This is a genomic window from Micromonospora sp. NPDC048935 (genome assembly GCF_043197875.1).
Lineage (GTDB): Bacteria > Actinomycetota > Actinomycetes > Mycobacteriales > Micromonosporaceae > Micromonospora.
Genome location: NZ_JBICTZ010000010.1, coordinates 23,452 through 45,152, shown reverse-complemented (window position 1 = coordinate 45,152; position 21,701 = coordinate 23,452). Strand labels below are relative to the sequence as shown.

The following is a 21,701-nucleotide window of genomic DNA, read 5'->3' as shown; positions in this document are numbered from 1 at the left end:
CGACAGTGGTGTGAGGAGAGCGTGACACTTACTTCTCCTCTCACGGCCGGCTCTACGGCCATCTTGCCACCGGATGGTCGCCGTCATGCGTCACGGCGGCAATCGAGTCGCTGGATGCCCAGCTCAGACGGTGGTCGGACCAGAGGTCGGTACACAAGGTCGGACCGTAGGTCGGTATTCCCAGGCGTACAGCATTCGGTGATCGTTGACTCGCAACGAGTTAACCACCAGCCGAGCAGGGTGCAGAGCCCGTCGCGTCCCGCGGGCGTCAGTCCCTGCGGCCCCGGCCTGGCCGCACGCGCGTGAGGGAAGGATGACGGTGGCGAAACGAATCAAGTGGTTCGTCCCGGCCCAGGACAGTCGGCAGTACCGGCCGTTCGGCATCGACTGCGAAGGCGCGGCGACGCTGTTCGGTCACCGCAGCGGATGGAATCGGACCGGCGAGGCCGGCCCGGACCAGCCCTCCCCGCAGGGGCTCGCTGCGGAGAACCGCGCCTTCTGGGCGGGTCTCGATCGGGTGCCCGCTGATTACCAGATGGGTCTCGACCTGCACCGCGACGAGAGGCCCGCATGACGTACGAACCCAGCGAACTGCCCATCGTCGAGCCTGGGACGCTGCTGAGGCTCAATCCCGACGACTGGTCTTTCGGCCGGGACCTGGCCCCTGGCTCCCCCGTCGACGTCGTCGTCGCCTGGCTCCGCACCGACCTGGCGCACCTCAGCGACGAGTGGTTGTGGACACACGGCCACCGGCCCCAGTGCGGCTACCCCGACATTGATCCGCACCCGCCCTGCATGGAGTTGCGCGTCAACGTCGCCGCACTGAGGCGAATCGCGCAGACGCCGTGACCGGCACGGACGAAAGCGCCCGACCCGTCGACCGCTTCGAGTCGGCCCGCCTAACGGCCCTCCAGCACGCGAACGACCGCACCTGCTTCCACTGTGCCGACAACGGATGCAGGCAGCACGCCTGGGCGGTGGAGGAACTCACCCGCCACACCGGAGGCCGCCAACTCCTCCGCCGACTCGGGCTCTCCGCCGTCGACAACTCACCTCCGAATGGCCAGCCACGGTGAACGGACCGCTGGCTCAGCGGATGCGCACGCGATGCCCGCGAAGAAAAGGTACCCCTGCACGCGTGGACATCTGTTTACGAAGCTGCGAGGTGCCCCTTCCACTCCTCGGCCGGGGTGAGCGGGACCGGCGAGGGTCGCTGCACCCCCGTCGTCAGCTCGATCCGCCGGCCTTCGGCTGCCGACCGGAGCAGGGTGGTCATCGTTTCGAGTACGTGCAGTGCGAGGTCGCCGCTCGCCCGTGGCGGACGCTGAGCGTCGGCCCGGACGAAGTCGATCAGGCCGATGCCGCGGGACGACTCGGCGTATCCGGCCCGCGGTTCGAGAACGCGCCATTCGGTGTCCCCGGGCGCGAAGAGGCGGACCTCCCCGTCGAAGTGGTTCGGATCGGGTACGGCGAGGGTGCCGGCCTCCCCCCGTACCTCGATCGGCGCGGCCGTCGTCGTGACGCCGTCGAAGCTCGTGGTGATGGTGGAGAGGGCACCGTTGGCGTGTTCGAGCACGCCAGTCACGTGGGTGTCCACCTGCACCGGGATCCGCTGGCCGGTGCGTGGGCCCGAGCTGATGACGCGTTCGGCGCGCAGGCGGCTGGCGGCTCCGACCACCGCGCGCACCGGCCCGAGCAGGTGGATGAGCGCCGAGATGTAGTACGGCCCCATGTCCAGCAACGGGCCGCCGCCCGGTGCGTAGTAGAAGTCGGGGTTGGGGTGCCAGCGCTCGTGCCCCGCGGTGATCATGACTGCCGAGGCGGACATCGGGCGTCCGATGAGCCCGCCGTCGATCGCCGCCCGCGCCGTCTGCGTACCCGTGCCCAGGACCGTGTCCGGCGCGCACCCGACGCGCACGCCGGCCGACGCGGCCCGTTCGATGATCGTGCGACCCTCGGGGAACGTCACGGCGAGCGGCTTCTCGACATAGACGTTCTTGCCCGCGTCGATCGTGGCGAGCGAGATGTCGGCGTGCGCCGCGGGGATGGTGAGGTTGAGCACCGTCCGCACGTCCGGATGGGCGAGCAGGCGCTCGACGCTCATGGCCTCGGCCCCGGGAATCAGGGCGGCGGCCTCGGCGGCCCGGGAGGCGTCGAGGTCGGCCAGTGCGGCGACGCGCACCGCGGGGTGGTTGGCGAGGGTGTCCAGGTACGCGCGGGAGATGACCCCGAGACCTACGACGCCGACGAGGTGCGCGTCGCCCACCGCATCCCCCTCTCGATGACGGTACGGACGCTCGGGTGCTCCAGCACGTCCAGGCTGTGCCCCGGAGTCGTCACGACGATGCGCCCGGCACCCCAGCGCCGGGTCCAGATGGCCGGCGAGGTGACCGGCCGGTGCCACGTGTGCCACGCCTGGGTGGGGTGGGTCGTCACGGCCAGGACGTCGATGAGGTCGTCGTGCAGCACCCAGTACTGTTCGGTGACCAGGTCGAAGTCGTCGATTCCGGCGGTGATCGGGTGCTCCCGGCCGAGGTCGGTGACGCGCACCGTGTGCGGCAGGAAGTTGTCCTCCGGGCCACCGTGCCGCTCGCACGGCTCCTTGCCCGGATGGGTCGCGAACTGGCCGCCCACCAGATGCAGGTATTCGGAGGACGCGCGGAACGAGTCGACGATGCCGCCGTGCCAGCCGGTGAACCCCGTGCCGGCGACGACCGCCGCGCTCAGGCCCGCCACCTGCTCCGCGGTGATCTGCGACATCGTCATGCACTGCACGACGAGGTCGGTGTCGGCCATCTCGGCGGCGTCGGCGTAGACCTCGGTCGACTCCTCGATCCGTACGGCATAGCCGTTGTCTTTGAGAAAGGGGAGGAACAACTCCGTCGCGCCGACCGGCTGGTGCCCCTCCCATCCGCCCCGAACCACAAGTGCTCTCCGCTGCGTCACCCTCGCTCCCTCCCCCGGTCCGTCGCCACCGGGTTGACCGCTCGCGTCCCGACGATGCCCGTGAATGTCGCGCACCCGAAACCGTACTAGGGGTTGTTGCGGTGTGCCCGTCAGCCGGCGGCCGGTGTGCTCTCGCGGACCGTACGCCGGGTGGACCGTCTCAGCATCGCGAGTTCCTCCGCGGTGAACGGAGGAGCCTTCAGCGGCGGGTGGGTGGGCCCGGCGCGTAGCGCCCCGAGGACGCGCGGTTGCATCAGGCTGCTCACCGGGGCCGCGAGCGTGACGACGTCGAAGAGCGCCGACGCGATCTCCGGTTGCCGGGCGGCGGCCGTCCCGATCGCGTCGGTCAGCTCCCGTCGAGCGTTGGCCTGCTGTGGCAGCAGACGGTCGTCGCCGCTGCGTATCCGGCAGTTGGGGTAGCAGATGTCCTGCGTGGTGGCGAACGTCCAGGCCTCGTCGACGACGTCGGCGAGGCCCCGCATGACGCGTCGCATCGTCGCCGGACCGGCGTCGCCGCTGGACAGTTCACGGTCCAGGACGGCGGCGCTGCGGGCGGCGGTGACCATGCCGTGGCCGTACGACGGGTTGAACGAGGCCATCGAGTCGCCCAGCAGGAGCAGGCCGGTGGGCCAGTCGGCGGCGCGCTCCGGGTACAGGCGGCGGTTGGCGGTGCTCCGCGACCGCTGGACCGGGGTCAGTGGCTCCGCGTCACCGATCAGCTCCGCGATGATCGGGTGACGCAGGTTGCCGGCGAACTCGGTGAAGGACGCGTCGTCGGCCGACGGCTCGCCGCCGCGGGTGCCGGACAGCGCGACGATCCACCTGTCACCCTCGATCGGCAGGAGGTATCCGCTCTGGCCAGGGCGCCCGTCGCGGTGGTCCGGCTGCACGCTCACCCCGGGGAAGCTGCCGTCCACCCACTCGGGCACCCGGAACAGCCGCGTGGCGTACGTGATGCCGGTGTCGACGAGATCCTCCTCGATGGGCCGCAGCCCCAACTCGGCGAGCCACCGCCGGGTCGCGGACGCGCGTCCGGTGGCGTCCACGACGAGGTCGGCGGGCAGCTCGGTGGTCTCGCCGTCGGCCACCGAACGCACCACCACACCGGTCACCGCCTCGGCCGAGCCGAGCAGACCGTCGGCCTGCGTGCGGTCCCGCACGACGACCCTCGGATCGGCGCGCACCCGCTGGCGGACCGTCCAGTCCAACAGGTCCCGGCTGGCGGAGAGCATGAACTGCGCCTCGGGGAAACGGTGCTGCCACCCGTACGCGCTGAACAGGGCGTTGCCGGTGGGGATGCCGACGCGTTTCGCGCCGGCCCGCAGGAGCTGCTGGGTCAGGCCGGGCAGCAGGGTGTCGAGCACCCGCGCGCCGCTGGACCACAGCTGGTGCAGGTGCCGGGCCTGCGGAAGCCCGGTACGCGGCTGTGGGCCGGGCGCGCCCAGGTCGTCCCGGTCCACCACGGTGACCGTGCCGAAGTGCCGGGCGAGGACCTGCGCGGCGAGCATGCCGGCGAGTCCGCCACCGAGGACGACGGCCTGGCGCTCCCCCGGGTTCACCGCGTGGCCCGGGTCGTCGGGGCCGCCGTACGCGCCACGCGGTGGGCCGTCGAGGCGTGCCGGGCAGGGTCGGTCATGGAGTGTCCTCTCGCGTTCGATGAAGGTTGGTGCGCCGCACGGTGAACCCGCCGACCGCTGCCGTCACTGTTGCGCCGGACCCCACCGGAGCAGGCTCGCGCCGAGGCTCATGCCACCGCCGAAGCCGGCGAGCAGGACCAGGTCACCGGGGCGTAGCCGGCCCTCGCGGTTGGCATCGTCGAGCGTCACCGGGACCGAGGCGCTGCCCACGTTGCCGTACCGCTCCAGGGTCCGACAGGTGTGTGCCCCGGCCAGGCCGCACCGCTGCACCAACTCGCTCAGCAGCACCCCGTTCGGCTGGTGCGGCACGAAGTGGTCGACGTCGTCCAGGCCGACGCCGGCCCGTTCCGCCAGACCCCGCATCGCGGGCGGGACGTGCTCGAAGACGAAGTCGCGCACCCCGCGGCCGTCCATCCGGAAGAAGTGGCCGCCGGCGGCCACCGTCTCCGCCGACGCCGGTAGGCGACTGCCGCCGGCCGCCACGTGGATCAGCCCGTGTGCGGACCCGAAGCTGGACAGGTCGAAGGCCAGGAAGCCGGTCCCCTCGGGCGCGGGGCCCACCACCGCCGCGCCCGCCCCGTCCCCGAGCAGCACGGCGGTGCGGCGGTCGTCGAAGTCCAGCGACCGGGAGTACACGTCCGCCCCGATCACCAACGCGTAGTGGTCCTCCCCGCCCACCGCCAGCAGGCTGTGCGCGAGCGCCAACGCGTAGACGAAGCCGCTGCACACCACGTTGACGTCGAAGCACGCGGCCTGGGTGGCGCCGAGCGCGTCCTGCACGAGGTACGAGGTGGGCGGCTGCGGTGAGTCGCCGGTGGAGGTGGAGACGATCACGTAGGCCAGCTGGTCCGCCGACAACCCGCTCTGCGCCAGCGCCCGCTCCGCGGCCTTGACCGCCAGGTCGGAGGTGGCCTCGTCGGGGGCGGCGTAGCGCCGGGAGGCGATCTGGGTCTTGCGCTCGATCCAGGACGGGTCGATGCCCATCCGCTCGGCCAGCTCCACGCTCGCCACCTCGTGCTTGGGCAGGTACGACCCGGTGCCGAGGATGCCCGTGCCGCGGGCCCTCACAACGCCTCCGCCGCGATCGGCAGGCGCAGCGGGTTGATCCGCTGCTCGCCGATCCGCTCGCGGGCCGCCCGGTCGGTGACGCCGAGCCCCGGCTCCGGCGCCAGGCAGAGCACACCGACCTTGCCGATGTGCGAGTTGGTCTGCACCAGCCGGGCCGCCTCACCCACCTCGGCGAGCTGGTAGCAGCGCGACAGCGCCGGCGACAGGTGCCCCAGGTCGAACAGGCGGATGCACTCCGTGTTCTCCTGGAGATTGGCCACATGGCTGCCGATGACCCGCTTCAGGTTCATCCACAGGTACCGGTTGTCGTACTGGTGCTGGTAGCCGGTGCTGGAGCCGCAGGTCACCACCGTCCCGCCGCGCCGGACCAGGAACACCGACAGGCCGAAGGTCGCCTTGCCGACGTAGTCGAACACGATGTGCGGGTCGCCGCCCGCCTGCTCCCGGATGATCCGACCGAGACGCTTGCCGGCGGCGACGGTCTCCTCCGGCCCGTTCTCCGCCCCGCCCAGGCCCAGTTCCTCGCGGTCGACGACGATGTCGCAGCCCAGCCGGCGCAGCAGCTCCGCCTTCTGCGGCGAACTGACCACCCCGACCGGGATGCCGCCACCGTTCTTCACCATCTGCACGGCATAGGCTCCGAGGCCGCCGGTGGCGCCCCAGATCAGCACGATGTCGCCCTGCTTCATGTCCGCGCCCTGCCGGCTCACCAGCATCCGGTACGCGGTGCCGGCGCAGAGCGTCACCGAGGCCGCCTCCTCCCACGTCAGGTGGGCGGGCTTGGGCAACAGTTGGGTGGCCCGGACGACCGTGTAGTGGGCGAGCCCGCCGAAGTTCGTCTCGAAGCCCCAGGCCCGCTGTTCGTTGCCCATCATCCCGTCGCCGTGGGTGGCGGGCTCCTGGTCGTCGACGTAGGCGGGGCTGACCACCACGTGGTCGCCGACCCGCCAGTGCCGCACCCCGACGCCGACGCGCACCACGACTCCCGCGCCGTCCGAACCGACCACCTGGTACGGCTGGTCGTGCCGGCCGGCGAAGCCCCCGGTGGCGGCGAACCGCTTCAGGAAGCCGAACGACGGCATCGGCTCGAACATCGCCGACCAGACCGTGTTGTAGTTGATCGAGCTGGCCAGGACGGCGACCAACACCTCGTCCGGGGCCAGCTCCGGCATCGGCACCTCGCCGACCCGCAGGGACTTACGGACGTCCTTGTCCTCGACGCCGGTGAACATCCGGACGTCCTCGACGCGCAGGTGCGCGGCGAGATAGCGGTCCGGCACCGGCGCCGCGGACAGCGTCTCCGGGGAGGCGCCGGCGAGTACGGCCTCACTCAGTGGGTCCATCGGTCTACTCCTGCGGCTCGGCGAGGTCGGGGAGGATGTCGCCCAGGGGACGTTCCGGATCTGCGGCGATGGACGCCAGGAGCCCCTCGAAGGCTCGGCTCCAGCGGGCGACCGCGCCGGCCGGGAAGAGGCCCGACCGGTGGTTGATCGAGATGAAGATGTTGTCGTACGCCACCGCCGCCTCGACCCGCAGCGGATGCTCGGTCTGGGCGAGGACCTGCACCGGCGCGGCACCCAGGAGGGACATGAACTGACCCAGGTTGGTGCCGAAACCCGGCAGGGTCTCGCTGACGAAATAGCTCTCGAAGATCGGCTGCTCGACGGGGACGCCGGTGATCTCGTACAGGGCGGCCGGCGTCACGTACTCGTGTTGGTTGAGCGTCGAGATCCGCTGGTGCAGTTCGTTCAGCCAGGCCAGCAGCGGCGTCGACCGCTCCACCCGAGCCCGCACCGGCAGCACGTTGAACAGCAGACCGACCGCCTGGTCGACGTCGACCGAGGTGGTGCTGCGGCCGGAGTAGACCGCCCCGCAGATCACGTCCGGGGACTCGCTGATCGCGCTGAGCATGAGTGTCCAGGCACCGTGCAGCACCGTGTTGAGGCTGATCCCGGACTCGGCGGCCAGCCCGCTGAGCCGGGTCGACACCTCCGGGCTGACCTGCACCGTCTCCTGTAGCAGCGTCGGCACCAGCTCGGTGCTCCGCTGCGCCGGGGGCAGTGTGATGGGGGCCAGCGGGAACGCCACGTCCGCGAGTTCCCGGCGCCAGAACTCCACGACCGACGTCGTGTCCCGCTGCGCCTGCTCGGTGCAGAAGTCGCCGTACACCCGGGAGACGGGCCACGTCGCCGGCTCGCGACCCGCCCGGATCGCGCCGTACGACTCCAGCAGGTTGACCACCATGATCTGGTAGCTCCAGCCGTCCTGCCCCGGGAGGCTGAACATGTGGATGTGCTCCCAGGTGTCGTCCTCCAGGCGGAAGAGCGCCAGCCGCATCTGCGGCGGCGTCCCGTCGAACCCGCGCCGTCGCTGCGCCTCGACGTACACCTCGATCCGCCGGTGCTGCTCGGTCTCGGAGACCCCGCGCAGGTCGAACCGCTCGATCGGCAGTCGGACGTCGCGGTGGACGACCTGGATCCAGCGGCCCGTGTCGTCCCGCTCGTAGCTGGCCCGCATCGACTGGAAGCGGTCGATGGTGTGCTGCCAGGCCCGCTCCAGCGCGTCCGGGTCGAGACCCCCGTTGGTGAACCGGAACCGCTGGTGGGTGACGTTTATCCCCAGCCCCGGGTTGCGTAGCACGGCCTCCAGCATGCGCTGCTGGGTGCCCGTGGTCGGGTAGGCGTCCTCCGCGTCGGGGAAGTGGGCGCGGGCCCACTCCCACACGGCCGGGTCGCGCTCCGCGACCTTCTCCGTCTGCACCGCCCCCCGGGAGCCGACGAGTTCGGCCAGCTCCGCGATGGTGGGGCTCTGGAACACGTCCTGCGGGTTCAGCGCCATGCCACGGGCGTTGGCCCGGCTGACCATCTGGATGCCGAGCAGGGAGTCTCCGCCGAGGGCGAAGAAACCACTGTCGACGCTCACCTCCTCCAGGCCGAGCACGTCGCGCCAGATCGCCGCGAGTTGCTGCTCCACCTCGGTACGCGGGTTGACCACCTCGCCGGTGGCGTGCAGGGCCCGCACCGGCATCGGCAGGGCCCGCCGGTCGAGTTTGCCGTTGGCGTCGGTCGGAAACTCCGCGACGGCGACGACGGCCGAGGGCAGCATGTAGTCGGGCAGGCTGTCCCGGACGAAGCGCGGGATGTCGGTGCTCAACCACCGGCTCAACTCGAGCAGTCGGGGGTTGTTGGTGTAGTGCCGCGACGTGCGGCCCGGCGACACCGGGTCGGCCCAGTCGGCGGCGTACGCCGACCCGGGCCGCCGGAACGTCACCCGGTAGCGGCCGTCGTCGGCACCACCGGCCCACGCCACGTCGACAACGTAGCCCAGTTCCTCGGCGAGCGCCCACCACGTCTCGGGCTCCACCCCGTCGGCCGGTTCGTACCGCAGGTCGGACACCAGCCGGTCGTCGGCGGCGTCCCGCGCGGCCTTGCGGAAGCCGTTGATGCCGGCCAGCCGGGCGTTCGGGACGTCGTCGACCCGCAGCGCCTCGGGCCGGTCCTCCGTGAGCAGCCGGCGGACCTGCGCCACAGACGTCCACGGTGTACGGATCGGCTCGGTCGGCGGCGTGACCGGCTCGCCGATGTGCAGGACCACGTCGTAGCGGTAACGGGTGAGTTCGTTGTGGTGCTCGCCGCGCTTGAGCATCAGCTCGACCCGTGCGATGCCGGGCACCTCCTCGCGCAGGGCGGTGAAGAACTCCGGTGCCACGACAAGCTCCCGCTCGTGCTGGGTGCGCTGCTGCACCCGGCCACGGAGTCGCCCGAGGGTCAGACCGGGCTCGGCGCGGGCCATCTCGACCTCGACGTGGAAGGCGTCCAGGGTCGGCAGGTGCCTCAGGTCACCCAGGAAGACCGCCCCACCCGGGCGGACCCGGGCCACCACCTGCCCGATCACCGCACGGAGGTAGGCGGGGTCGGGGAAGTACTGTGCCACCGAGTTCACCACGACCGCGTCGAACCGCTCGTCGGCCAGGCCGGTGAAGTCGTTGGCGTCGCGTTGGAAGAGCTCGACGTCGACCCCGTCAGGCAGGCCGGGCAGCAGGTTCTCCCGGACGTAGTCGAGCACGGTGCCCGAGATGTCGGTCCCCCGGTACGCCTCGGCGTGCGGTGCGATCCGGGCGAGCAGCATGCCCGTGCCGCAGCCGACCTCCAGCACCCGGCGCGGCATCAGCGCGAGGATCCGCTCCACCGTGGAGTCCAGCCAGATCCGCATCTCCGCGTCGGGGATCGGCTCGTCGGTGTAGCTGCTGTTCCAGCCGATGATGTTGAAGTCGGTCTCGCTGACGTCGGTGTCGCGGCCGTAGCTCTGGTCGAACAGGTTCTGCCACTGCGCCACCCGGTCCTCGGCGGACGCCTCCGGAGCGGTGGCGTCCTCGGCGGGGATGACGTACGCCACGAGCTGCTTGTCCTCGGCGTCGTGGGGCAGCTCCCGGGCCAGGACCACCACCTCGTCGACGGCCGGGTGCCCGGCCATCGCCGTCTCGATCTCCTCCAGCTCGATCCGCATCCCGCGCACCTTGACCTGGAAGTCCGTGCGGCCGAGGAACACCATCGTGCCGTCGGGCAGGAACCGGGCCAGGTCGCCGGTCTTGTAGAGGGTGGTGCCCAGGTCCGGGCGGAACGGGTCCGGCAGGAACCGCTGCTCGGTCAGCTCCGGGCGGCGGTAGTAGCCGCGGGCCACGCCGATGCCACCGATGTACGCCTCGCCGGGCGTACCGATCGGCACCGGGTTGAGGTGTCGGTCGAGGACGTAGGTCTGGGTGTTGGCGATCGGCGGGCCGAGCGACACGACACCCGGGTCGCGTGGGCACTCCCAGCAGGTGCTGTCCACCGAGCATTCGGTGGCGCCCCACAGGTTGTGGATGGTCGCGCCCGGCCAGCGCTCGTAGAGCGCGCGGATGGACGTCGGGGGCAGCGCCTCGCCACTGGCCATCACCCGCACCACCGAGGTACACCGCTCGATGCCGGGGTGTTGCAGGAACACCCGGAGCATCGACGGCACGAAGTGCAGGGTCGTGATCCCGTGTTCCTGGATCAGGTTGCTCAGGTACTCGGGGTCCTTGTGCCCCTCGGGTCGGGCCACCACCATGCGGGCACCGGTCAGCAGCGGCCAGAAGAACTCCCACACCGAGACGTCGAAGCTGAACGGGGTCTTCTGCAGGACCCGGTCGTCGAGGGTGAGACCGAACGCGTCCTGCATCCACAGCAGCCGGTTCACCACGCCCCGGTGCGTGATCATGGCGGCCTTCGGCTGCCCGGTCGACCCGGAGGTGTAGATCATGTAGGCGAGGTCGTCCATTCCGGCGACGTTCTCCGGACGGGTGTCCGGCTCGTCGTCGAACTCCCCCGGCCGGTCCAGCGGCAGGGTCACCGCGCCGTGCTCGGGCAGGCGCTCCACCAACCGCTCCTGCACCAGCAGCAGGCTCGGTTCCGCGTCGGCGAGCATGAACGCCACCCGCTGCGGCGGGTACGTCGGATCGATCGGAACGTACGCCCCGCCGGCCTTCAGGATGCCCAGCAGACCGACGACCATCTCCACCGAGCGTTCGACGCAGATGCCGACCGGCTGGTCCGGCCCCACGCCCATCCGGCGCAGCCGGTGCGCCACCCGGTTCGCCCGGCGGTCCAGCTCACCGTAGGTGACCTCCACCCCCTCGAAGGTCACCGCGACCACGTCCGGCCACCGGTCGGTGGCATCCTCGATGAGCGTGTGCAGGCAACGGGTCAGCGGGTACGGCACGTCCGTGTCGTTCCACTCCACCAGGAGCTGGTGCTCCATCGCCGGCGGCAGCACCGGCAGCTGGGAGACCCGCCGGTCGAGCGGGCCGGCGAACGCCCCGAGCAGCGTCCGGTAGACGGCGAGCAGACGCTCCACGGTGGCGTGGTCGAAGATCTCGCTGTTGTACTCGACGTCCACCAGCAGGGTCTCGGCCTGCTCGGTCACCGAGATCTCGATGTCGAACTTGCTGGTGTCGGTGTGCACCTCGACCACGTCCACGGTCGCGGCGCCGGACCGGGAGTCGCCGCTGTAGCGCTTCATGTCGAAGACGACCTGGAACAGCGGATTGGTCGTGGCGCCCCGGTCGGGGGCCAGCTCGGCGAGCAGCGCCTCGAACGGCAGGTCCTGCTCGTCGTAGGCCCGTTTGACCGCCTGGCCGACCCGGTCGAGCAGTTGCGCGACAGTCGGATCGTCACCCAGCGCGGTCTTGAGTACCACCGTGTTGACGAAGAAACCGACGAGGTGTTGCACGGCGTCGTGCTGCCGGTTGGCCATCGCGGTACCGATGATCACGTCGCCGGTGCCCTGCATGTCGCCCGCGTACCGGTAGAGCGCCACCTTCAGCGCGGTCAGCAGCGTGGTGAACAGCGTGACACCGTGCTCGGCGCTGAATCCGCGCAACGCCGCAGAGGTGGCGGTGTCCAGGTCGAAGCTGAGGCTGCCCCCGCTGAACTGCTGCACCGCCGGTCGGGGCCGGTCCGTCATCAGCTCCACGCCGGTCGACCCGCCGAGCAGCTCGCGCCACTGCGCCAGCCTGCCGGCGAGCCGGTCCTCCCCGAGCCGCTGCCGCTCCCAGATCGCGTAGTCGGCGTACTGCACGGGCAGCTCCGGCAGCTCCGGGCGACGGCCCTCGACGAACGCCTCGTACGCGATCGCCAGCTCCCGGGCGAAGATGCCGCCGGACCACACGTCCACCACGATGTGGTGCACGGTGACGAGCATCCGGTGCTCGGTCGGGCCGAGGCGGTACAGGACGACCCGCAGCAGCGGCCCCTCGGCCAGGTCGAACGTCCGGCGCGACTCCACCGTGACCAACCGCTCGCACTCGGCCTCCCGCTCACCGTCGGGCAGGTCGGCGAGGTCGACCACCGGCACCGGCACGGTGAGGTGGGGCGCGATGCGCTGCCAGGCCTGGCCGTCGCGGCTCGGGAACGTGGTCCGCAGCACCTCGTGCCGCCGGACGAGCTCGTTGACCGCGTGCTCGACGGCGTCCGGGCGCACCGGGCCGTCGAGCGCCAGCGAGAACGCGGCGTTGTACGCGTAGCTGTCCGGCACGAGCTGGTCGAGGGTCCAGAGCCGCTGCTGGGCGAAGGAGAGCGGGATCTGCTCGTCCGGCGTCGCCACCGCCCGCCGTCGGCGCGCGATGCGCAGCAACTCGACGCCCTCGTCGTCACCGCCGTCGGACGCGGCAAGCTGCGCGAGGACGAAGTCGGCGAGCGCGGTCGGCGTCGCGTGGTCGAAGACCATGCTCACCGGCAGGGTGAGCCCGGTGGCCCGGTTGAGCCGGTTGCGGACCTCCAGGGCGGTCAGCGAGTCGAACCCGAGGTCGAGGAAGTCGGCGTCCGGCGCGATCTCCTCCGGCTGGCGGTAGCCGAGCACGCTGGCCACCACCCCGGCGACCAGGCCACCGGCGGCCGTACGCCGGGTCTGCTCGTTGCCGGTGCGCAACAGCTCGCGGGTGTCGTCGACGGTCTCGTCCTCCGCCGGCAGACCGGCGAACGGATCCTCCCCGTCGGCGGCGACGCCCGGCGCGACGGTGTCGATCCAGAACCGCTGCCGCTGGAAGGCGTACGTCGGCAGCTCGACGGCCGTGCCGTCGCCGGCGGGCAGGGCGGCGGCCCAGTCCAGCCGGACGCCCGCGGCGAACGCCTCCCCCAGTGACGTCAGCAACCGGTCGCGGTCGCCCTGACCGCGGCGCAGCGTGCCGAGCACGGCGAACGGGTCGCCGACGGCCTCCAGCGTCTCCTGCACCCCGGACGCGAGCACCGGGTGCGGGCTGACCTCGATGAACGTGTCGAAGCCCTGCTGGCGCAGGGCGGTGGCGGCCGACGCGAGCCGAACCGGGCCGCGCAGCACCCGGAACCAGTACCCGGCGTCCATCTCGGTGGTGTCCAGCCACTCGCCGGTGACCGGCGAGAAGAACGGCACCGTCGCCCGAGTGGGGCGCACCTCGGCCAGGTCGGCCAGCAGGGTGTCCCGGATGCCGTCCACGTGCGGCGAGTGCGGCGCGTACCCGGCGGCGACGCGGCGGACCCGCGGCCCGCCGGCCTCGCCCGCGGCGACCAGCTCGTCGATCGCGTCGGCGTCGCCGGAGACCAGGATGGACGACGGCCCGTTCACGGAGGCCACCACGAGTCGCCCGGACCAGCGGTCGAGAAGCTCCGTGACGGTCTCCTCGGTGGCGGAGACCACGGCCATCCCGCCCCGGCCCTCCATCACCCGGGCGATGGCCCGGCTGCGCAGCGCCGCCACCCGGGCGGCGTCGGCGAGGCTGAGCGCGCCGGCCACGTGGGCCGCGGCGATCTCGCCCTGGCTGTGCCCCAACACGGCGTCGGGCTCCACGCCGTAGGAGCGCCACAGGGCGGCGAGCGACACCATCACGGCGAAGAGCGCCGGCTGGACGACCGCGACGCCGTCCAGCTCCGGGGCGCCGGGCGTCGCCCGCAGCACGTCGACCACCGACCAGTCCAGGTGCTCCCGCAGGGCCGCGTCACAGGCGGCCATCTCCCGCGCGAAGACCGGCTCGGTGTCCAGCAGGTCCGTGGCCATCCGTGCCCACTGCGACCCATGGCCGGGGAAGACCAGGACCACCCGGCGACCGGCCCGGCCGGTGCCCCGGGCCACGCCCACCGCGTCGACCCCTCGGGCCACCGCCTGCAACCCGGCGACCAGGTCGTCCCGGTGGCGGCCGACGAGCACCGCGCGGTGTTCGAAGGGGGTACGGGCGGCCAACGCGCGGGCCAGATCCGCGGGGCGTAGCTCCGGCTCCGCCTGCACGTACGACAGCAACCGGGCGGCCTGGGCGCGCAGCGCGACGGCCGACCGGGCGGAGACCACCCACGGCATCGCCACCTCCGGCGCGGCCGGCGGCTGCTCGACGGCCGGCGGCTCGGGCGCCGCTTCGAGGATGACGTGCGCGTTGGTGCCGCTCAGCCCGAACGAGGAGACCGCCGCCCGGCGCGGGCGGTCGGTGTCCGGCCACGGCCGGGTCTTGGTCACCAACTCGACGGCGCCCGCCGTCCAGTCGACCTGCGGGCTGGGGGCGTCCAGGTGCAGGGTGCTCGGCACGGCGCCGTGGCGCAGGGCCAGCACCATCTTGATCAGACCGGCGACGCCCGCCGCGGCCTGGGCGTGCCCGATGTTGGACTTGAGCGCACCCAAAAGCAGCGGCCGGCCGAGCGGCCGGTCCGCGCCGTACGTGGCGAGCAGCGCCTGTGCCTCGATGGGGTCGCCGAGGGTCGTGCCGGTGCCATGCCCCTCCACCACGTCCACGTCGGCCGTCGTGAGGCCCGCGTTGGCCAGCGCCTGCCGGATGAGCCGCTGCTGCGACGGGCCGTTCGGGGCGGTCAGCCCGCTGCTCGCCCCGTCCTGGTTGATCGCCGACCCACGGACCACCCCGAGCACCCGGTGGCCCAGCCGCCGCGCCTCGGAGAGTCGTTCCAGCACCACCACCCCGGCGCCCTCGGCCCAGCCGACCCCGTCGGCCCCCGCGGCGTACGACTTGCAGCGACCGTCGGGTGCCAGCATCCGCTGCTGCGAGGTCTCGACGAAGACCTGCGGGGTGGCCATCACCGTCGCGCCACCGACCAGGGCCAGCGAGCACTCGCCCTGTCGCAGCGCCGTCCCCGCCGCGTGCAGCGCGACGAGCGAGGACGAGCACGCGGTGTCGACCGTCATAGCCGGGCCCTCCAGGCCCAGGGTGTACGAGATCCGGCCCGAGGCGACGCTGCCGGAGCTGGTGTTGCCCAGGTAGTCGTGGTACATCAGCCCGACGAACACGCCGGTGCGGCTGCCCGCCAGGGACTTCGGGTCGATCCCGGCGCGCTCCAGCGCCTCCCAGGAGCACTCCAGCAGCAGCCGCTGCTGCGGGTCCATGGTCAGCGCCTCGCGCGGGGAGATGCCGAAGAAGGCCGCGTCGAATTCCGCGGCGTCGTGCAGGAAACCGCCCTCCCGCACGTAGGAGCGGCGTGGCCGTCCCGGCTCCGGGTCGTAGATCGCGTCGACGTCCCATCCCCGGTCTACGGGGAACGGCCCGACCGCGTCCTCGCCGTCGGTGACGAGCCGCCACAGCTCCTCGGGAGTGCTGACACCACCGGGCAGCCGACAGGCCATCCCCACGATGGCCAGGGGCTCACGGGCAGCGTCCGCCAGCTCCTGGGTCTGTCGGCGCAGCCGCTCGTTCTCGAGCAGAGACGCCCGCAGCGCCTCGACCAACGAATCGGAAGTGTTGCCCACTACTGGTACCCCCAGATGGATGTGTCGGTGACGGCTGGCGGTCGGCTCGCTCAGAAGGTCTCGAGCTGCTCGTCCAGGAGGTCGAAGAGTTCGTCGGCCGTGGCGGACTCCACCTCCACCGCAGGCTCCTGCGGTCGGACGTCGAGCTCGCGCACCAGCTCCCGCAGGCGGGCGGTGAGGCCGGCCCGAGCCGGGTCGTCCGGCGGCTGCGCGGCGACCACGGCACGCAGGTGCTCCACGGCGGCGGTCACCGGGTCGGCCCCCGCGGCCTCGTCGCCGACGAGTTCGGTGCGGAGGAACTCCGCAAGCGCGGACGGGGTGGGGTGGTCGAAGACCAGCGTCGCGGGCAGCCGCAGCCCGGTGGCCGCGCCGAGCCGGTTGCGCAGTTCCACGGCGGTCAGCGAGTCGAACCCGAGCTCCTTGAAGGGGCGATCCGCGTCGATCGACGCGCCGGCCGCGGGCGGGTGCCCGAGGACCGTGGCGACCCGGGAGCGGACCAGGTCGGTCAGCCGGCCGAGTTGGTCCTCCGCCGGCAGCCCCGCCAGGTCCCGCCGCCACGTCGCGGCGTCCCCGGCCGAGGCGTCCGCCGCGCCGTCCGGCCTGGACGAGGCGGCCGGTGCGCGCACCAGCGAGGTCAGCACCGGCGGCAGCGGGCCGGCGCCGGCCGCCGTACGCAGCGCGGACAGGTCCAGCCGCGCGGTGACCACCGCGGACTCGTCGGACGCCCGACCGGCGTCGAGCAGGGCCAGCGCCTCCTCCGACGGCATCGGCACGATCCCGGCCGCGGCGAGCCGGCGCAGGTCCTTCTCCTCCAGCTCGCCGGTGAGCCCGCTGGTCTGGGCCCAGTGCCCCCAGGCCAACGACAGGCCGGGGAGCCCGAGGTGACGGCGGTGCTGCGCGAGGGCGTCCAGGAAGGCGTTCGCCGCGGCGTAGTTGGCCTGGCCCGCGCCACCGAGCACCCCGGCGAGGGAGGAGAAGAGGATGAACTCGTTGAGGTTGTCGCCCCGGGTCAGCTCGTGCAGGTTGACGGCACCGTCCACCTTGGGCCGCAGCACCCGGTCCAACCGGTCCGGGGTGAGCGTGTCGACCAGACCGTCGTCGACCAGGCCGGCGGTGTGCACGACGGTGGTCAGCGGGTGCTCCGCCGGGATCGCGGCCAGCACCTCGGCGACGGCGGCACGGTCCGCCACGTCGCAGCGGGCCACCGTGACGGCCGCGCCGAGCGCGGTCAGCTCCTCGACGAGCCGATCCGCCCCGGGGGTGTCCGCGCCCCGGCGTCCCACCAGCAGCAGGTGCCGGGCGCCCCGCTGGGTCACCAGGTGCCGGGCCACCGTCGCACCCACCGTGCCGAGGCCGCCGGTGACGAGGACCGTGCCGGCGGCGACCGGCCCCGGCTCGGTGGTGGGGGTGACGGCCCGGACCAGGCGGGCGACCCGCACCGACCCGGCCCGCAGCACGCACTGCGGTTCCTCCCCGGCGAGCACCTCGGGCACGACCGCGCCGGAGGCCGGGGTGCCATCGATGTCGACGAGCAGGAAGCGCCCCGGGTGCTCGGACTGCGCCGAGCGCACCAGCCCCCACACCGCCGCGGCGTCCAGTCGTGGCGTCTCGTCGCCGTCCATGGCCACCGCGCCCCGGGTGACGAGCGCCAGTCTGGTCGCCGGCAACCGGTCGTCGGCGAGCCAGGCCCGCAGCAGCGCCAGCGTGCCGTCGAGCGCCGCGCGCACCGCCTCGGACGTCGAGGACCCCTGATCGGCCGGTGCGATGCCGGCGACGACCACGTCCGGCGCGGGTTCGCCCTCGTCCAGCGCCGCGCTCAGCGCCGTCAGGTCGGCGTACCGTTTCGCGGTCGCGATGCCCGGGACGTCACCGAGCAGCGCGAACTGCGGCGGCACGGCCGCGTCCGCGGTGGGCGCGGCCGGCGTCCAGTCCAGGCGGAACCAGGCGTCGCGCAGGGCCCCCCGGGCCGCCCGTAGCTGTTCCAGCGTCACCGGGCGGGTGGTCAGCGACCCGACGGAGACCACCGGCGCGCCGCTGGCGTCGACCGCCGCCATGGTGACGTCGTCCGCACCCCGGTAGGCGAGCCGGACCCGCAGGGTGTCCGCGCCGCCCCGGTGGACCACCACGTCGTGCCAGGCGAAGGGCAGGCTCAGCGAACCTCCGCCGGTCGCGCCGTCCGCGCGGTCGACCAGAACGGCGTGCATCGCCGCGTCGAACAGCGCCGGGTGCAGGCCGAACCCCGCAGGCGGTACGCCGTCGGGCAGCGCCACCTCGGCGAAGAGCTCGGCCCCGCGCCGCCACACCCCGCGCAGCCCCTGGAAGGCGGGGCCGTACTGGTAGCCGAGGGTCGCGAGCCGGTCGTAGACCCCGGTCACCTCGACCGGGTCGGCACCGACCGGCGGCCATGCGCCGCGGAGGGCGGACCAGGCCGCCGGGTCGGGCTCGGGCAGGTCGGCGCGCACGATGCCACCGGCATGCCGGACCCACGACGCGTCGGCCGCCGCGCCGGCCGGTCGCGAGTACACGGCGAACGGTCGTCGGCCCGTCTCGTCCGGGTCGCCGGCGGTCACCTGGAGGGCCAGCTCGTCCTCGTCGGGGATGACCATCGGCACCTCGATGGTCAGCTCCTCGACGCTGCCCAGGCCGGCCCGCGCCGCCACCTGGCCGGCCAGCTCCACGCAGACCGTGCCGGGCACGAGCAGGGTGCCACCGGCGGCGTGGTCGGTGACCCAGCTCTGGTCGGACGGGGACAGCCGGCCGGTGAGCACGGCCCCGGCACCACCGGCCAGGTCGACAGTCGCGCCGAGGAGCGGATGGTCCACCGGCAGCAGGCCGGCGGCACGGACGTCACCCTTCGCGCGGTCCGGCTTGTCCAGCCAGAAGCGGCGGTGCTGGAAGGCGTACGTGGGCAGCGGCACCCGCCGGGCGCCGGTGCCGGTGAAGATCGCCTGCCACTCGACCCGGCCGCCGCGGACGTGCAGCTCGGCCAGGGAGGTCAGGAACCGCGCGGGGCCGCCGTCGTCGCGGCGCAGTGACCCGGTCACCGTCACCTCGAAGCCCCGGTGCTCGGCCAGTTCCTCGATCCCGTGCGTCAGCACCGGGTGCGGGCTGCACTCGACGAAGGTGCGGTGTCCGTCGCTCAGCAGCGCGTCGACCGCGCCGACGAAGTCCACCCGGCGACGCAGGTTGTCGAACCAGTAGTCACCTGTCAACTCGTCACCGTCGAGCGGGCCGGCGGTGACCGCGGAGTAGAAGGGCACCCGGGTGCCGGCGGGCCGGACGTCGGCCAACACCGCCCGCAGTTCGGTTTCGACGGCGTCGACCTGGGGAGAGTGCGAGGCGTAGTCGACCGGGACCCGCTGGGCCCGGACGCCGTCGGACGCGCAGGCGTCGAGGAGCGCGGTGAGAGCCTCCGGGTCGCCCGAGACCACCGTGGAGCCGGGACCGTTGACAGCGGCGACGAAGAGCCGCCCGTCGTCGAGGAGTTGCTCCACCTCGGCCACCGGTCGGGCGACGGACGCCATGCCACCGTGGCCGGCCAGTGTGCTCCGGATGGCGCGGCAGCGCAGGGCCACGGCGCGGGCGGCGTCCGGCAACGTCAGCGCGCCCGCCACCACGGCGGCGGCGAGCTCGCCCTGGCTGTGCCCGACCACGGCGACCGGTCGGACCCCGCGGGCCTCCCAGAGCGCGGCCAGCGAGACCATCACCGTGAACAGGCTGGTCTGGACGACCTCGACATCGTCCAGGCTCCGGGTCCCGGGGGTGACGCCGCGCAACACGTCGGCGAGGGACCAGTCGAGGTGCGGGGTGAAGGCCGCGACGCACTCCTGTGCCCGGTCGGCGAACACCGGCTCCGCGTCGATCAGCTCGCGGGCCATCCCGACCCACTGCGAGCCCTGCCCGGGAAAGACGAACACGGCGCCCGGGGCGGGAGCGCCGGTCGCCACGCCCTGGACCAGGTTCTCCGCCGGCTCGCCCGTGGTCAGCGCGGCGAGCCCGGACCGCCGGGCGTCCCGGTCGTGGCCGATGATCACCGCCCGGTGCCGCAGGGCCGCCCGGCCCGCGGCCAGCGACAGGGCGACGTCGGCGTCCGACGCCGCGGGTTCCGCGTTCAGGTGGGCGAGCAGCCGTGCGGCCTGCGCCCGCAGCGCCGGCGCGGTCTTCGCCGACAGCACCCAGGGCAGGGCGGGCAACGCCCGCACCGGCTCCTCGGCGAGGGCCTCCTCGGCGACCGGGGCCTGCTCGACGATCACGTGGGCGTTGGTGCCGCTGAAGCTGAACGAGGAGATCCCGGCCCGCCGCGGCTCGCCGGTCCGTGGCCAGGGGGTGGGCTCGGTCAGCAGCCGGACCTGGCCGGCCGACCAGTCGATGTGCGGGGTGGGCTCGTCGACGTGCAGGCTCGCCGGGAGCACACCGTGCCGCATGGACAGCACCATCTTGATCACGCCGGCCAGGCCGGCGGCGGCCTGGGTGTGGCCCAGATTCGACTTGACCGAGCCGAGCAGCAGGGGTGGGCGTCCGGCGCGTCTGGTGCCGTAGGTGGCGAGCAGCGCCTGGCCCTCGATGGGGTCGCCGAGGGTGGTGCCGGTCCCGTGCGCCTCCACGGCGTCGACCTGGTCGGGAGTGAGCCCGGCGTTGGCGAGCGCCTGCCGGATCACCTGCTGCTGGGCGTTGCCGTTCGGGGCGGTCAGCCCGTTGGACGCGCCGTCCTGGTTGAGCGCGGAGCCGCGGATCACGGCCAGCACCTCGTGCCCGGCGCGCTGGGCGTCCGAGAGCCGTTCCAGGACGAGCATGGCGACGCCCTCGGAGAACGACGTGCCGTCGGCCGCGGCGGCGAATGCCTTGCACCGCCCGTCCGGGGCGAGGCCACCCTGGCGGCTGAACTCCACGAGCAGCCTCGGTGTGGTCATCACCGCCGCCGCGCCGACCAGGGCCGTGGAACAGTCACCCTGGCGCAGCGCGTGACAGGCGTCGTGGATCGCGACAAGCGCCGAGGAGCACGCGGTGTCGATGGTGACGGCCGGCCCGTGCAGGCCGAGCGCGTACGCGATCCGACCGGAGGCCACCGCGCTGCTGTTGCCGTTGAGGAAGAAGCCACCGAACGCCGACGTGCCCTGCGCCGATCCGGTGAGCCAGGTGCCGTAGTCGTTGTGGATCATGCCGACGTAGACGCCGGTGGGCGTGCCGCGCAACGCGTCCGCCGGGATGCCCGCCCGTTCCAGGCTCTCCCAGGCGACCTCCAGCAGCAGGCGGTGCTGCGGGTCCATCGCCAGCGCCTCGCGGGGCGAGATCTCGAACAGCTCGGCGTCGAAGTCGGCGGCGTCGTGCAGGAAACCACCGGTGCGAGGGGTCTGGGGCGCGTCGTCGTTGGTGCCGGCGTCGAAATCCGCCAGATCCCACTCCCGGTTGTCCGGCAGGCTGCCGATGCCGCTGCCGCCGCGCTCCATCAGCCGCCACAGATCCTCGGGTGACCGAACGCCACCGGGAAAGCGGCAGGCCATGCCGACGATCGCGATCGGCTCGCCACCACTCGCGAGTCGCTGCCGGGCCTCCAGCAGCTCGGCGGTGACCCGCTTCAGGTAGCCGCGCAGCTTTTCCTCACCGCTCACCGGACATCTCCCCCCTGTCGCCGACCGTGTCGGGCGGCGTCCGGACGCGGCGGCCGGTGGATCGGACGCCAGCGGCTCGACGGTTGTCGGCCGGGACCCGCAACCACGTGTCCACCTGCGAATGATTGGTAGAGACGGCCCACCCGGTCCAGGCAGAACCGGCGGCAGATCACTGGCCGGGAATCGAACCGCGCCCATGCCCGACGGT

The 21,701-nt window shown here is 72.9% G+C and carries 7 protein-coding genes and 3 pseudogenes; 2 read left to right on the top strand and 8 right to left on the bottom strand.

Going from position 1 to position 21,701, the window contains the following annotated elements; all coding sequences use genetic code 11:
* The first annotated feature begins 319 nt into the window (after nt 1-319).
* Both ACGFIW_RS24995 and ACGFIW_RS24990 read left to right on the top strand, forming a co-directional pair.
* Complete coding sequence (locus ACGFIW_RS24995; RefSeq protein ID WP_393320182.1) at nt 320-574, top strand: hypothetical protein; 255 nt, start codon at nt 320-322, stop codon at nt 572-574.
* The gene (locus ACGFIW_RS24990; protein ID WP_393320181.1) at nt 571-849 is read left to right on the top strand and encodes a hypothetical protein; all 279 of its coding nucleotides are present in this window, start codon (nt 571-573) and stop codon (nt 847-849) included. The genes ACGFIW_RS24995 and ACGFIW_RS24990 overlap by 4 nt, the downstream gene beginning before the upstream one ends.
* A 301-nt stretch (nt 850-1,150) precedes the next feature.
* On the opposite strand, the gene ACGFIW_RS24985 is transcribed toward ACGFIW_RS24990, so the two are convergent.
* The 8 genes and pseudogenes from ACGFIW_RS24985 to ACGFIW_RS24950 all read right to left on the bottom strand — a co-directional run.
* Nucleotides 1,151-2,266, bottom strand: coding sequence for a Gfo/Idh/MocA family protein (locus ACGFIW_RS24985; protein ID WP_393320179.1), 1,116 nt, complete (start codon nt 2,264-2,266; stop codon nt 1,151-1,153).
* The gene (locus ACGFIW_RS24980; protein ID WP_393320177.1) at nt 2,236-2,946 is read right to left on the bottom strand and encodes a ThuA domain-containing protein; all 711 of its coding nucleotides are present in this window, start codon (nt 2,944-2,946) and stop codon (nt 2,236-2,238) included. Before ACGFIW_RS24980 ends, ACGFIW_RS24985 begins: the two co-directional genes overlap by 31 nt.
* A gap of 110 nt (nt 2,947-3,056) precedes the next feature.
* A complete protein-coding gene (locus ACGFIW_RS24975; RefSeq protein WP_393320175.1) occupies nt 3,057-4,505 on the bottom strand; it encodes an FAD-dependent oxidoreductase in 1,449 nt (482 codons plus the stop codon).
* A gap of 141 nt (nt 4,506-4,646) precedes the next feature.
* The gene (locus ACGFIW_RS24970) at nt 4,647-5,651 is read right to left on the bottom strand and encodes a 3-oxoacyl-ACP synthase III family protein (RefSeq protein WP_393320172.1); all 1,005 of its coding nucleotides are present in this window, start codon (nt 5,649-5,651) and stop codon (nt 4,647-4,649) included.
* The gene (gene ccrA / locus ACGFIW_RS24965) at nt 5,648-6,994 is read right to left on the bottom strand and encodes a crotonyl-CoA carboxylase/reductase (protein WP_393320167.1); all 1,347 of its coding nucleotides are present in this window, start codon (nt 6,992-6,994) and stop codon (nt 5,648-5,650) included. The genes ACGFIW_RS24970 and ccrA overlap by 4 nt, the downstream gene beginning before the upstream one ends.
* A gap of 4 nt (nt 6,995-6,998) precedes the next feature.
* Nucleotides 6,999-12,743, bottom strand: a pseudogene (locus ACGFIW_RS24960) (amino acid adenylation domain-containing protein); the annotation flags it as partial.
* Nucleotides 12,744-12,833: 90 nt separating this feature from the next.
* Nucleotides 12,834-16,442, bottom strand: a pseudogene (locus ACGFIW_RS24955) (type I polyketide synthase); the annotation flags it as partial.
* Between the two features lie 293 nt (nt 16,443-16,735).
* A pseudogene (locus tag ACGFIW_RS24950) lies at nt 16,736-21,691 on the bottom strand (type I polyketide synthase); the annotation flags it as partial.
* Between the last annotated feature and the right edge of the window lie 10 nt (nt 21,692-21,701).